This window comes from Kitasatospora sp. NPDC092286, from assembly GCF_044755565.1.
In the GTDB taxonomy this organism is placed as follows: Bacteria; Actinomycetota; Actinomycetes; order Streptomycetales; family Streptomycetaceae; genus Kitasatospora.
In genome coordinates this window covers 22060-34265 of record NZ_JBIVRD010000060.1, presented here as the reverse complement: position 1 = coordinate 34265, position 12206 = coordinate 22060, and the positions used below count along the sequence as shown (strand labels likewise).

Below are 12206 nucleotides of genomic sequence, written 5' to 3'. Positions count from 1 at the left end.
CAAGACGCTCGGCTGGAATACCCCAGCCGAGCGTCTACGTGATCTACTCACCACCTAAAACCAAGTGGTGTTGCGACGACCCCTTGAACCCAAGGATTCTCCGGGGCCTTCGTCGCCGAGGGGGTGGCTATTTTATGGGGTGCCGTCGCCTGTTCGACTACCAGCAGCTGTAGGCGATTCAGCCAGAGCGGACCCTTCGGGTCGTCGGGTTCGTAGGCGTCGACCGATTCGGGGATCGAGGGCTCGGCCATGCGGGGCCTGTTCCTTTCAGGAGGTTCATCCCCGGTCGCCGGCGTCGATGGGGAAGGAGTCGACGACGGTGCCTGCCGGAACGTAGACGCGGATACGCTCGCCAGTCTCCCCGCTGTTGTCGCGGCACTCGGATCGCCGCTGCTCGTCGAACCAGGCCTGCCCTGTGTCGTTCAGGCGTCGAGAAGCACGCAGACGGGGCACTCGAGCGTCCCGGGGGGCCCGAGGCGCTGCACGGTGTAGCCGCACAGGCAACCGCGATATGTACCGTCGCTCACATGCATGTAGGCGTCTTCCCGCCCTCGGATCCGGTTGCGGGCATCGGTGATCTCACCGGGCTCGGCGAAGGTGATACCGGTGACGCCCGTCGGGGCGAGGTTCCCCGCGATGGAATCCTTGAGGGCCGCCAGGGTGAGCACCGACATCACGCCGCCCCGACCGGAACGCCGACGCAGGGGTCGGAAACGGGCGTGGCCGCGATCCACCCAGCGACCGTCTCGTACTCCATGCCCGAGGTGGTGTGGCGGATGCGCGGCGCCTCCTCCCCGTCGAACAGCACCCGCAGCCGGTGGCCGACGGTGTCCACGATGGTGCCCGCGCGGCCTTCGCTGCGGACCCGGCCGCCGAGTGCGACGCGGATGCCCAGGCGGCGCTCCAGCGCGTAGTAGGTGGCGATGTACTCCAGGTCGGCGGCCTGCCGGCGCCGGTTCTGGGCCTCGGCCTCGTAACGGTCCTCGAAGTCGTCGTACGTCATTCCGGTCTCCTTGACGGGGTGTGTGAGAGGAACGGAGCAGCGAGCGGGTGGTTACGGCGTGGGCTCGACGGGCCACTGGGCGCCGTTGGCGGTCTGGTGGACACGGTGCTGGTGGCCGGGCGGCAGCGTGCAGTACCGGGGGGTAGAGGGCGCCGCAGATCCGCACCGGCGGCACCGACTTCTGGTCCTTCTCCTCGTCGGACAGCAGGTGTCGGCCCAGGGTCTCGGCCAGGGTCGCCAGCGCGGCCTGGATCGCCAGGTGCTCCGCGCCGTCCAGCTCCGGGTCCAGCAGCGGGCTGTCGGAGCGGAGCACGGTCCACCCCTGCGGTCGGTCGCCGTGGGCGTGCTCGATGTGCACGGTGACCTGGTCCCCGTCGGGCGGCAGGACGAGGGTGAGTGCGGCGGCGCCGGCCACGGTCTCGTCCTCGATGACGCTCAGGATGTGGTTGTGGGTGCGGCTGGCCAGCTGGCGGTCCGTCTGCCCGGCCGCCTCGACGGCGTGCGCGTGGCCGAGCGCCGTACGCAGCCGCTCGGCCAGGTCCTGGGCCAGCACGTCGCGGTGCCACGGACGGTTCTCGGGGTCGTCCAGCAGCTCGGCGATCCTGCCCAGGGCGCCGGTCATCGCCCAGGCGGTCAGCGCGAGCTGATCGGGTGCCACGGTGAGCATTGCCGGGCCGACGGCGGCGTCGGCCAGGTCGGCGAGCTCGCGCATGGCCTCCGCGCGCAGCGGCGCGAAGCGCGGCAGGGGCCGGCCGGTGGCCGCCTTGTCCTTCGGGTCGATCCCCCGGGCGCGCAGGTCGTCGTACACGGTGTCGCGGGAGATGTCCGCGGTCCGGGCGAGCTGGCCGAGGTCGTCGAGGCATACGGCGAAGGCGCCGCGGTCAAGGCCCTCGCCCGGCAGCACCAGGTCGCCCCGAAGACCATCCGCCGCGTCCTGGACGCCGCCGGCGCCCGCGAACTGCCCGAGCATCTCGACGCAGCCCCGGCCGACCCCGGCGACCAGCGGCCCGTATCGGCGCCGAACCCGGCGGTGGCGCTCGACCTGCCCGGTCTGCTCGCCGACCACCTGCGCGCCGCCGGTGACGAAGCCGTCCGCCAGGCGCTCGCGTCCGGCCGGACCATCCGCCGGGGTCAAGGCCACTCGCTTCGGATCACCGCACCGCTCGAACTTCACCGGGCCGCGCTGCAGCAGAGCGCCGCCCTCGCAGCCGACACGGCAGGGGCGGCCGAACGCAAGGCGTACCGGGCCTACGCCACCCGGATCACAGCCACTGAGAGGCCGTGAGCTCGTTTGGGGCTCATGACATGGTCGTTAACGGCACCCCGAGACCCCCGCGAGTTCGCGGAAACTGAAGGTTCTTCAACGCGAACCCACGGGTCGACTGCCCTGATTCTGGGGTGTGGACCCGTGGGTTGGCGGTCAAGACACGGGCCGGTCTCCGCGGTCTGGGCCAGGAGGGCCTTGGCGGAGTCCGCGTAGCGGATGGCGGTCTTCTCCGCCAGGCCGAAGACCTCCGCAAGGTGGAGCGGGTCCGGGCCGCGGACGAGGGCTTCTTCGAGTTGGCGGTCGACGCGGAGCCGTTCCAGGGTGGCGGTCTGGCCGCGAAGCGCGGCGGAGACTGAGACGCCGCTGATGGGGCCGGTTTCCAGCGCGGTCTGCTTGTTGATCAGCAGGTGCGGGTTGGCGGTGTCGGGCCAGCGCTGTCGCCGGTGCTCCAGCCAGCCGAGGGCGGCCTGCAGGGTGAGTTCGTCCAGGGGCCGGACACGGCCAGCGATGACGAGTCGGCGGTCGCCGATGTCAAGGTCGTCGAGCTGGAGGCGGCGGATCGCACCGGGCCGGGCGGCGTGGACGGCCGCGAGGGCGAGGATCAGCCGGTCGGCCGGGCGTGTCACCGCGGCGACGGAGGACCGAACATCCTCGGATCCGAGGGGCTGGATGACGCCATTCTCCTGTTGGCCAACACGGATGCGGCTGGTCGGGTTCTTGAAGATCGTGCCGTTCTTCTTGGCCCGGGTGAACAGCGAGCGCAGGGCGACCAGGGCGTGCTTGCGCTGCGAGCCGTGGACGGTGGCCAGGTGGGCGAGGACGTCGTCGCGGGTGACCTCGCGCAGGTGGTCATAGCGGTTCGACCATTCCAGCAGCACCGGCCGGAGCCGGTTGAGGTAGCCCCAGACGGTTGTCACGTCCCGGGGCTGGGACCGCGGGCCACCGTCGTGCAGGAGCCGGGCCCAGTCCTGGACGTCCCGCCGGATGCCGGCCGCGAGGCCGTCGAGCTTGGACTCCAGCCAGCGGTCGAAGGAGGACGGCCGGTCGTCGAGGAAGACGCCGATGTGGTCGAGCACTTCCGCGGTGCGTTCGACGCTGAGTCCACGGGACCGCAGCGCGGGGAACATCTCGGAGTACCGGACGATGTCGCCGCCGGTGTGGCCGGACAGCACGATGACCAGGGCCCGGTCGACGTCCAGGCGGACGCCTCGGGGCCAGCCGTGGGCCTCGCCGAGGCGTTGGGCGGCATGCCGGGCCCAGGCCAGCCAGGGGTTGTCGAGCCGTGCGTGTTCCCGGCGGTCGAAGCGGGTGAAGTCGCGGCGGGCCTCGAACAGCGCCGGTTGGACCCAGCCGCAGGCCCGCGGACGTGCCGGGGCCGGGTCGGGAAGCCGCGGCCGTCCCCGGCGCTTGCCGCGCGGCGGGCCCGGACACCGTGGCCGGTGGAGGTTGATCAGGAACAGCTGGTGGTGCCGCACCTGCTCCAAGTAGGGCTGCAGCACGGTGACTTCGCCTTTGGCGTCCTGGCTCGCCTGATGCCAGCACAGACGGCAGTAGCCCTTCTTCAGCCGCACCACCCGGTGGCAGCCGCCGCACTCGGCGGGCTCCTCGGTGCGGCGGAAGCTCTGGCACGCACTGCACGCGCGGCCGGGCAGCACGCCCCAGCCGAAGCAGTCCGGGCAACTGGTCGGCGGTTTGCACCTGCCCGCCGGCAGAACGTAGGCCATCACATCGGGGGGATCGAGCGCCCGTCCCGGCGACGGGGCACCAACGCCGACCCCGCCGCCGCGGCGACAGCGACTTGCCCGGTCTCCTGCTGCCCGGGACGGGAGACCTTCTCCGGTTCGGGCAGCAGGAGGTCACCGATCTCGCAGCCGAGCACGACGCAGATGACGTCCAGGTCCTCCAGCTTGAGGGAGACCGGCTGGCCGGACCACAGGCCGGACATCTTCCCGGCCGAGATGACCAGCCCGTGCTCGGCCAGGCTCCGCTGCAGCTCGGACGCCTTCCAGATGCCCTTGTTCGCGGCGGTCAGCCGCAGGTTCCACTTCATCCCATCAGTCCTTCCAGCCGCTTCGCGGCCCGTTGCTGCCCGGCGAGCCAGGCGTCTTCCACCCGGGTCTGCTGGACGTGGACGTATCGCATCGTCGTGGCGATCCAGGAATGTCCCAAAACCTCCTGAATTGCGACCAGGTCCAGACCGCCCGAGTAGAGCTCGGACGCACAGAAATGCCGCAGGACGTGTGGCGTCAACTTCTCGCTCCAGCCCGGAAGATGAGCCCCGACGGCCGCGGCCAGACCGTTCCGCAGGGCGTCGTCGCCGACCCGGCGCGAGGATCCGTCGGCGCATCTGCGCTCGGACGGGAACAGCGGGGCGCCGGGCCGGGTGTGGTCGTCATCGAACTGGCCCCAGACGTCCTCGATGAACCACCGCAGCGTTCGGTCTGCCCCGTTGATCAGCGGCACCATCCGCTCGCGCGGCCCCGAGCCACGGGCCCCCTTGCCGAGGCGGACGTGGAGCTTGCCGAACCGGCCCAGGTGCCACTTGATGTCGGTGAGGTCGAGGCCGCATGCCTCGCTCACCCGCAGGCCGACCTGGGACATCAGCTTGGCTGCGGTGTAGTTCCGAGCAGTCGGGGCGAACTTGCGGCAGGTCGCCAACTCCCCGCCCCAGCCGGTGAACAGCCGGTCGACCTCCGAAGCGGTCGGCGGGATCCGCAGCTGGGCGTCCTTGGAGCCGCGCGGGCGGTTCATCTCGTCGATCGGGCACTCCGCGACCCGCCCGGTCATCCGGTGGATCTCGACCTTGTGTCGCAGCTCCAGGAACAGGAAGTACGTGCTCAGCGCCTGCGAGCGGGCCAGGCGGGTGCCGCTGGGCGAGCCCCGCAGCACCCGCCCGAAGTAGGCGTCCGCGTCGGCTGGCTCCATGTCCCACAGCGGGCGGCCGAACCAGGTCCGCACCTGCTCCAGGTGCCCGACGTCCCCGCGGATCGTGCCGTCCGTCAGCCCCGCCGAGGCCCTCGCTAGCACGAAGCCGGCCAGCACGTCGGTCTCGAACCGCTCCAGCTCCTCCGCCGAGACCGGCTCGCGGTACTCGCGTAGGTCCCGCACCACCGCTAGCGCCGTCAACCCGCGCCTCCTCGCCTTCGACCGGACCGCAGATCGGTCGTACGAGCTGAGAACGCTTCGGGAATCCCGAAGTTACGTCACGGGCGGGCAGAGCACTCGAAGGAGGACGAAGCCCCTGGCCATGGCCTCGACGACTCAGCGGGGCTCAGGAGAACTCACGGGATGTCGCACAAGAGGTTGGTGTGCCGTTCGTCGCTGAGGTCGATCTGGACGCTCCGACCGGCGGACCCGTCGATGACGGTGAAGACGCAGGCGTCGTCGGCGGAGGGCTCTCGTAGCCCCGGCGGAATTTCGCCCGCCAGGCGTTCAGGGCGGCCTGGGCCGGCCAGGCTTCTTCATCGCTGTCGATCTCCCACCGCACGAGGTACGGACCTCCGTCCGTGGCGTCGTGGTCGAGCCGGTCGCCGCCAGCGGCGACCGGCTCGTCGTTCATGCGGTGCGCGGGCACCAGGTTGGCGAGGGGCGGCTGGATACGCCTCTCGTCGTTGGCGGACCCGCTGTGAGAGGTGAACGCCTCGCCGTCTCGAAGTCGGTAGGCGGCCGCGTCTCAGATCCACCCCGTGGCGGTCCGTAAGGCGTTGTGCCGGCTGGAAGCGAAGTGGCCGGCGGAGCCGGCGGGCACCTCGGCAAGGTCGTCGAAGTCGACCCGGCAGCCTTTGAGGGAGTGCGTGAACGGTGTAATCACCTGGTGAGTGCCTGGCGCCTTGACCGGTAGGTAGATCGGTGAGCCGTCGAGCAGCAGCTTCTTCGCCTTGCTGAACGACCCGTCGGCCTGCGGGATGAGCCCCTCGACACCCGGCGGGTAGTTCACCGCATCCTCCCCGGCGTCGGCCTCGGTGTAGGAGTCGAAGACGAGGCCGCCCGCGCCGTTCGGGCCCCAGCCGTCGGCCGGCTGCGACTCGACCACCACCGCCCCGGGAAAGATCCGCGCCCACCGGATGAAGACGTGGTTGAGGCCCCCTCGCAGTCGGTCAAAGGCGTCGGCCAGGGGGCCGGCGTCGTCGTCGACCTTGATGTAGCGACCCCGCCGATCGGTGGCGATCACGTGCACGAGCTGGTCGAAATGCGTGCGCGGGTTCGGCGGGTCGGAGTCGGGCACCACCCGTACCCGGAAGGCACCGTCCGCGCTGGTGGCCAGCACGTCGTTGTCGGCCGCGCTCACCACGCCTTCCCCGCCATGATCGCATCGAACTGCTCCTCCGCCAGGTCGTGACTATCGCGCGACGGCCCGAACCACCTCTCGCCGTGCTCCTCGCGGATGACCCACGACGCGCGTCCCCAGCTCCGGTCGGCCTTGCGGTGCAGGGTGTACGTGCGCCCGCCGAGCACCTCGGTGCGCAGCGTGCGCGCGCCGTCGGTGTATTCCGTCGAATACCTCGACGAGGGGATGTTGGTGATCCAGGTGCCCTCGTGCGGCGGCATGAACTCCGGCCGGATCTCCGGGTGCGCCCACACTCGCACCCCGCTGTCGGGGCTGAACGAGCGCCACGAGTGGAACTCCCCGTCCGAGGTGCGCCCCGAGTCGTGCTTCGCCGTCCAGAGCGGCGTGAGAACTGTCACCTGTCGGTCGTTCTCGTCGATGCGCCGACTGGCCAGCCGCATTCCGGTCTTGAGGTCGCACGGATGCATGAGCACCACCCCGGCCTCGGGGTCGAACCAGTCACTCATCAGAACTCCTTTCCGTCCCAGCGGAAGTCCCGCTCGGGGTCGAGGGATCGAATCCAGGTGCGGGCCGCTGCGGTCGCCGCGTCCACGTTCCTGTTGAACGGGCGGGTGTCGAGCGAGTCGTAGGCCTGCCGTGTCCACTCCGGCTGGCTGTCCGGGTCCTCGGGGTTCCAGCCGGTGGCGTACTCGGTCACCGTGTTCTCGCGCTCTGGTGTGTGGGCGTAGGCGTAGACCGTGACCACCGCACCCGGGAGATCCGGGTTGGTAAATCGCACCGAGCAGGCCGGGCCGCGCTGCTCGTCCCCGTGTGTGCCGTCGTCGTCCATGACGCCCGGCTCGGCCATGACCCAGGTCACGCCGACTCCTCCGTCAGCACCGCCGACACCTTCGCGAACAGCTCCGGCGTCAACGACAGCCACCGCATCTCGCCGTTCTCGCCCCAGACCTTCAGCCGCACATCCGTCGAACCCGCCACCTTGCGCAGCTCGTACGCGCGGTACTCCTCGTCCGTCATCGGCTCCAGTCCTTCTTGCCGTTCCAGCCCGAGCCGACGAGCGTCGACCCCCACGGCCGCTGCCACTTCTTCCACCCGGCCCCGTACTCCGGGGTGCTCAACCGCTCCCAGCGCATCCGCGTCTGCACCTCCTGCGACGCAATCGACCACTCCGGGAAGTACGGCTTCGGGTCGTGGTTCGCGAAGCACGGCTGCGCGTGCCGGCACTCACCACCCGTCGCCCGCACTCGCACCTCATCCGGCGCGAAGTGCGTACACGGCAGCCGGTTGATCGCGTCCTCCTCCGACCAACCCCGGCACTCGTACTCGAACCACGCTCCGCCCCAAGACGCCCGCGAGTTGTAGGCCGATAGCACGACCAACCACGTCCGTTCCACGTACAGGCGCCCGCTCACTTCGCCTCCTCGAACTTCAGCGTCAGCGCGCAGACGCGCGACCCATAGCTCTGCCTGTACCTGCGCAGCGTCAGCCCCTGTACCTCGAAGTCGTCACCGTCCTGCGGCCACGTGAAGTACGACGTCGTGAAGCTGCGCCCCTGGCTCTTCACCGCCGGGCCGTCGATCCGCGCGATGTAGCCCGGCCGGCCGCTGCCGTACACGTCGTCCAACAGGTGCGTCACCGTGGTCTGCCGACTGTCCTTGATGTAGTCGTGGTTGGTGACCTCGACCCGCCAGCCCGGTCGCACCTCCTCGATCAGCTCCCGCAGCTTCCGCATGTCGCCCGTGCGCTCGGCCATGATCAGCGCTCCTCCGCCTCGACCCAGATCTCCTCGCCCTTGCAGCGCGGACACTGGCAGCAGAAGTCGTGCAGCTCGTTGGGCTTGAACCACTCGTCGCCGAGCACCAGCCACGGCGAGCCGCTGAGCACGTCGCCGTGCCACTTCACGAACACGGCGTCGTCACCGAACGGCCGGTCCACGATGGCCGCCACGGTGAAGTCGGTGTGGACCGTCGTCAGGCTCGAACGGCCGGACGGGACCTTGTAGTACGGCGTGACCCGCACCGCGGTACCGGGCTCGATCTCACCCGGCTTCTTGCCGTCCCACGGCAGGATCGGCAGGCTCTCGTTCTTGACGTACGGCACGTGAATTCCCCTCCTGAATTGCTGAATTGGAATGGCTGACAGGTGGTGACAGCGCGCGGGTTGTGGTGCAGTCCCCGCGCGCTCTCGTCATCGGTCAGCTGTCGGACTTTGGCTTGAAGGTGAAGCAAAGGGAGTGCCGGAACTTGGGGCCGTATTCACCGCCGCCGGAGACCCAACTGCCGGCGGTCATCCCGAGCTCGGCTGCCCATTTCCTGGCCTCCGTGTTGCACATGCGGTCCGCCGCGTTCTGGTTGAAGTCGTTGATGTCGCCGCGCACGTGGACCCAGCGAACCGTCCCGCCTCGCGTCTCACGCTCGACCGTGTAGTTGCCCTTCGGCACGGTTACCGGCCACCTGTCTTTGGGATCGGCTTGTCGTACTCACTGAGGTCGATAGGCGCGTTCGGCTCGACCGGCGGATTCTTGAGCACGACCTGAAGCGTCCTGCCGGCCACAACCTCGACGGTGCGCTCGTCCGCGTCCAGGGCGGCCCGCCCCTCCTTCGTGAGCCGGGGCGTGACGCCCCCCTTCTCCGGCAGGGCGAGCAGCCCGTCCCTCTGGAGCTTGAGGACGGTCGCCACACGCGGGATCGATCGGGTGCCCTTCGAGATGAGCTTGCCGTTCTCGTTCGGGACCATAGTGCTGATCGAGAAGCTCCACCCGTCCCACGACCGCGAGCTGTACAGCCAACCGTTTGCTGCGGCGCCCAGGATCTGGATGTGGGCGTCGCTCAGCCTCTTCGCCATGAGGATTCCTCCGAAAGATGAACACGAAATAGCGTCCGGATATGCGAAAGGGAGTCGCGCCCGGCGCAACTCCCTTTCGCTTCTGCATTTCTTGCTGCTACGCCCGGAGACCTAGCTCCTGGATTACTTGTTGCCCCGGTAGATGTCGCCCTTGACGTAGGTGACCATCGAGCCGTCAGGGGCCTTCGTGCACCAGTGGTAGTCCGCCCTGCTCCACACCACCGACCAGCCGGCGTCGTCCAGCGCGCCCTACGCCATGTCGCCGCTACCGCCAGCGAAGAACGCGTCACCGGCGCGACCGTCCCAGTCTGGGGCGTTCGGGTTGCGCTCGTCCGAGAGGATGCGGAGCACGTCATCCGCCGACTCCGCCGACCTCAGCTCCTTGAGCTGCTCGGCGATCGCGACCCCCAAACTGGCTGCGCACAGTGCACAGCCGCGCCGACCGACCGCACGAGCCGGTCAATCAGCGTGGCCACCTACACCCCAGAGTTCGCGACTCGACGGCTAGTCGAGCACCAGCGGCTCTTCCAAGCCGCGCTCGCGCGCCGAGCGGACGCCGGCCCGCTTCGCCGTGGAGAACGTGAAGTGCCTCTCGCCTCTGCAGCCGAGGCTCTGGGCGATCTCCTCAATCAGGAGCGGGGTCACCGTGTTCGCGCAGCCCTCTGTTCGGGCTCGGCCCACGAACACGAGGGCCTGGTCCGCGATACGCTCAGCTACTTCGATCCGACTCTGCCGCTTCCGCGCCCGCGGCTTCCGGTGCTTTGCTGCCAGATGCTTGGCGACCACGTGACGCGACCGAGGATGTACCAGAACTACTCAGCCATCTCGTGGATCGCGCTCATTCGCCGGTCTCCCTCTGGAGCAGTTCCATCGTTGTCTCCAGCTCCGCACCCACGGACGACTGCGTCCACACGAACCGCTCGACCCGAACGACGTCCGACTCCATCGGCGGTCTGTGGTGCGCCGCAAACACGAGCCGATCGGCCAGCTCGCGCAACTCGGCCGCGCGGGCGAGCATGGCGCCCTGCTCGTCCAGCACGCTGAGCGACACCCGCACCTTGTGGATCTCGCTCAGCAGCACTTCACCGTGCGCGGTGTACTCCAGTGCCAGCGTCTCGACCGCTTCGCTCAGGTCCGCGATCGTGCGGCCAATCTCGTCCTCGACCCGGTCCAACCCAGTCCGCAAGTGCCGCAAGTGCTTGTCCATGCTGATCCTCTCGGTGTTCCCGGCGCACCACGGTGGCGGCAGCGTCGGCGTCAATGAGCAGCCAGTGGCGGATGATCAGCGCGAGCGTGACGTCGAGCTTCACGTGCGCCCGTGGACAGCTCTTTCGCTGGAGGAGACCAACGGGTCGTCCTCCTCGCAGTGCTGCGCCTCGTGCGGCCGCCATCCCGGTCGGGAGCTCCGGGGGCCTGAACCTCGGAGTCGGCGCAGCCAGCGAAGGAGAGCAACGCGAAGACTCCTGCAGCGATGGTCACGGTCAGGCGTGTGCGCATGACGGATCTCCTGGCCGGGTGTGGATGCGATGCCGTGCAGGATCGGGGGACCGGGACGGAAGGCGGACCGGCGCGGGGGGCCGACGCTGTCCCGTCACCTCCTGTCCCCGGGTCGGCTACGCCGACCCCTGTTCCGAGGCCAGCGCCCGCAGGGCGCGATGCCGAGGGGAAGCCCCACCCCACGCCTCTCACCAGCGCGGGCCGCGAAGCGCTCCTCCCACGGGGTGAACGTACGGTCGGCCGTCGACGGCCTTCTCGGCCAGGTGCAGGGCCCCTCCTCCAGGGGAAACCGGCAAACGCGAGAGCCATCCGCTGTTGCTGGACAACGGCAGCGGCTCTCGCGCCCAGGTGCCGTCGGTGTTCAAGCGGTGCCCGACGTGGTCGAGTATTGCCCAGCGGCCCTCACCCGTCTCCGGATCTGAGCCGCGCTGGCAGACACGGATCTCGAAGCAGTCCTTGTCGATGTTTGAGGACTCGTCGTAGCCGGTCGGCAAAACGCGGTACTCGCAAGGCATCACCTGTGGACCGAGTCCGACCTGCGCGGGCGGGCAACCCCACCCGCCAGCACCGCCAGAAGGAGGGCTTCGCCCGCGACGACTTCCGCATCGACTTCGACCGAAAGGAGGTCACCTGCCCACAGGGGCAGACCAGCGCCGGCTGGCACGGCCCCTACCCGACCTCCTCACCGACCGCCGCCCCGCTGATCGTGGCCGGCTTCACTCGGGTGAAGCCCCGGCGGCGGATGCGGGACTACGTGCGGGGGCTGCTGGGCCCGGTAGGCCGGACGAAAGTCGGCGGGTCCGCCCCGCCAGCACTCCGGACGGGACGAGTACGAGCGGCTCCGGCCCGGCGATGTCGCCCGCCCGGTCGCAGCCCGGCAAGTCGGCGTGAACGAGCGCACGGCCAGAGACTGGGACCGGGGCGTCAAGAAGACCCGCCATACGCGCGCCTACCCCGGGGCGTCGCCTGTCATGGACGGCCGCGCGAACGCGACTCTCGGTGAGCCGATGAACGCCGTGAGCTGCTGAGGCACCGTCTCGTACGGGAACTTCGCGCGTGCGCGCGAGGTGAGTCCGACGATCTCCTGGAGGTCTGCGTACATCTGGATCGTGGCGTCGAAGATCTCCGTGCTCTTGAGCTTCATCACTTCTGGTCCTTGAAGATCGGATTCTGCTCGGGAATCCGGACAGGACCTCCACCGCGATTGGCCTCCCCCGCATGACGTAGAGGGAGGCGCCCTGTTCCTCCGTGTCGATGGCCAGAGCCGTCGTCAGGGCGCGCTCGCGGGAGGCTGTCAGGGGTCTGGT

The 12206-nt window shown here is 69.5% G+C and carries 18 protein-coding genes; 1 reads left to right on the top strand and 17 read right to left on the bottom strand.

Going from position 1 to position 12206, the window contains the following annotated elements:
- Positions 1 to 47 precede the first annotated feature (47 nt).
- The 3 genes from ACIQIB_RS36725 to ACIQIB_RS36715 all read right to left on the bottom strand — a co-directional run bounded on the left by ACIQIB_RS36725 (position 48) and on the right by ACIQIB_RS36715 (position 1003).
- Positions 48 to 251 (bottom strand): hypothetical protein, encoded by a 204-nt coding sequence (locus tag ACIQIB_RS36725; protein WP_400763445.1) that lies wholly within the window; start codon positions 249 to 251, stop codon positions 48 to 50.
- A 171-nt stretch (positions 252 to 422) separates the two neighbouring features.
- Complete coding sequence (locus ACIQIB_RS36720; protein ID WP_400763443.1) at positions 423 to 674, bottom strand: hypothetical protein; 252 nt, start codon at positions 672 to 674, stop codon at positions 423 to 425.
- Positions 674 to 1003, bottom strand: coding sequence for a hypothetical protein (locus ACIQIB_RS36715; RefSeq protein ID WP_400763440.1), 330 nt, complete (start codon positions 1001 to 1003; stop codon positions 674 to 676). The genes ACIQIB_RS36720 and ACIQIB_RS36715 overlap by 1 nt, the downstream gene beginning before the upstream one ends.
- A gap of 208 nt (positions 1004 to 1211) precedes the next feature.
- On the opposite strand from ACIQIB_RS36715, the gene ACIQIB_RS36710 reads away from it, so the two are divergent.
- Complete coding sequence (locus tag ACIQIB_RS36710) at positions 1212 to 2288, top strand: hypothetical protein (RefSeq protein WP_400763438.1); 1077 nt, start codon at positions 1212 to 1214, stop codon at positions 2286 to 2288.
- Here ACIQIB_RS36710 and ACIQIB_RS36705 read toward each other — a convergent pair.
- The 14 genes from ACIQIB_RS36705 to ACIQIB_RS36640 all read right to left on the bottom strand — a co-directional run bounded on the left by ACIQIB_RS36705 (position 2252) and on the right by ACIQIB_RS36640 (position 12043).
- Positions 2252 to 3994, bottom strand: a complete 1743-nt coding sequence (locus ACIQIB_RS36705; RefSeq protein WP_400763435.1) for a hypothetical protein — start codon at positions 3992 to 3994, stop codon at positions 2252 to 2254. The genes ACIQIB_RS36710 and ACIQIB_RS36705 overlap by 37 nt on opposite strands.
- Positions 3994 to 4320, bottom strand: a complete 327-nt coding sequence (locus tag ACIQIB_RS36700; protein WP_400763433.1) for a helix-turn-helix domain-containing protein — start codon at positions 4318 to 4320, stop codon at positions 3994 to 3996. Before ACIQIB_RS36700 ends, ACIQIB_RS36705 begins: the two co-directional genes overlap by 1 nt.
- Positions 4317 to 5396: a tyrosine-type recombinase/integrase gene (locus tag ACIQIB_RS36695; RefSeq protein ID WP_400763431.1), complete on the bottom strand. Its 1080-nt coding sequence runs from the start codon at positions 5394 to 5396 to the stop codon at positions 4317 to 4319. Before ACIQIB_RS36695 ends, ACIQIB_RS36700 begins: the two co-directional genes overlap by 4 nt.
- Before the next feature lie 547 nt (positions 5397 to 5943).
- Positions 5944 to 6558: a hypothetical protein gene (locus ACIQIB_RS36690; RefSeq protein WP_400763429.1), complete on the bottom strand. Its 615-nt coding sequence runs from the start codon at positions 6556 to 6558 to the stop codon at positions 5944 to 5946.
- The gene (locus ACIQIB_RS36685; protein ID WP_400763426.1) at positions 6555 to 7064 is read right to left on the bottom strand and encodes a hypothetical protein; all 510 of its coding nucleotides are present in this window, start codon (positions 7062 to 7064) and stop codon (positions 6555 to 6557) included. The genes ACIQIB_RS36690 and ACIQIB_RS36685 overlap by 4 nt, the downstream gene beginning before the upstream one ends.
- Positions 7064 to 7417 carry a hypothetical protein gene (locus ACIQIB_RS36680; RefSeq protein WP_400763424.1) on the bottom strand — a complete coding sequence of 118 codons (354 nt, stop codon included), beginning with the start codon at positions 7415 to 7417 and terminating at the stop codon, positions 7064 to 7066. Before ACIQIB_RS36680 ends, ACIQIB_RS36685 begins: the two co-directional genes overlap by 1 nt.
- Entirely contained in the window at positions 7414 to 7575 is a 162-nt protein-coding gene (locus ACIQIB_RS36675) for a hypothetical protein (RefSeq protein ID WP_400763422.1), read from the bottom strand. The genes ACIQIB_RS36680 and ACIQIB_RS36675 overlap by 4 nt, the downstream gene beginning before the upstream one ends.
- Positions 7572 to 7937 (bottom strand): hypothetical protein, encoded by a 366-nt coding sequence (locus tag ACIQIB_RS36670; protein WP_400763419.1) that lies wholly within the window; start codon positions 7935 to 7937, stop codon positions 7572 to 7574. The genes ACIQIB_RS36675 and ACIQIB_RS36670 overlap by 4 nt, the downstream gene beginning before the upstream one ends.
- Positions 7938 to 7966: 29 nt before the next feature.
- Positions 7967 to 8311, bottom strand: coding sequence for a hypothetical protein (locus tag ACIQIB_RS36665; RefSeq protein WP_400763417.1), 345 nt, complete (start codon positions 8309 to 8311; stop codon positions 7967 to 7969).
- 2 nt (positions 8312 to 8313) lie between these two features.
- The gene (locus tag ACIQIB_RS36660) at positions 8314 to 8658 is read right to left on the bottom strand and encodes a hypothetical protein (RefSeq protein ID WP_400763416.1); all 345 of its coding nucleotides are present in this window, start codon (positions 8656 to 8658) and stop codon (positions 8314 to 8316) included.
- A gap of 94 nt (positions 8659 to 8752) precedes the next feature.
- On the bottom strand, positions 8753 to 8998 hold the full coding sequence (locus ACIQIB_RS36655; protein ID WP_400763413.1) for a hypothetical protein: 246 nt from the start codon (positions 8996 to 8998) through the stop codon (positions 8753 to 8755).
- Positions 8999 to 9000: 2 nt separating this feature from the next.
- A complete protein-coding gene (locus ACIQIB_RS36650) occupies positions 9001 to 9402 on the bottom strand; it encodes a hypothetical protein (protein ID WP_400763411.1) in 402 nt (133 codons plus the stop codon).
- 838 nt (positions 9403 to 10240) lie between these two features.
- On the bottom strand, positions 10241 to 10609 hold the full coding sequence (locus tag ACIQIB_RS36645) for a hypothetical protein (protein WP_400763408.1): 369 nt from the start codon (positions 10607 to 10609) through the stop codon (positions 10241 to 10243).
- 1239 nt (positions 10610 to 11848) lie between these two features.
- Complete coding sequence (locus tag ACIQIB_RS36640) at positions 11849 to 12043, bottom strand: hypothetical protein (protein ID WP_400763406.1); 195 nt, start codon at positions 12041 to 12043, stop codon at positions 11849 to 11851.
- Between the last annotated feature and the right edge of the window lie 163 nt (positions 12044 to 12206).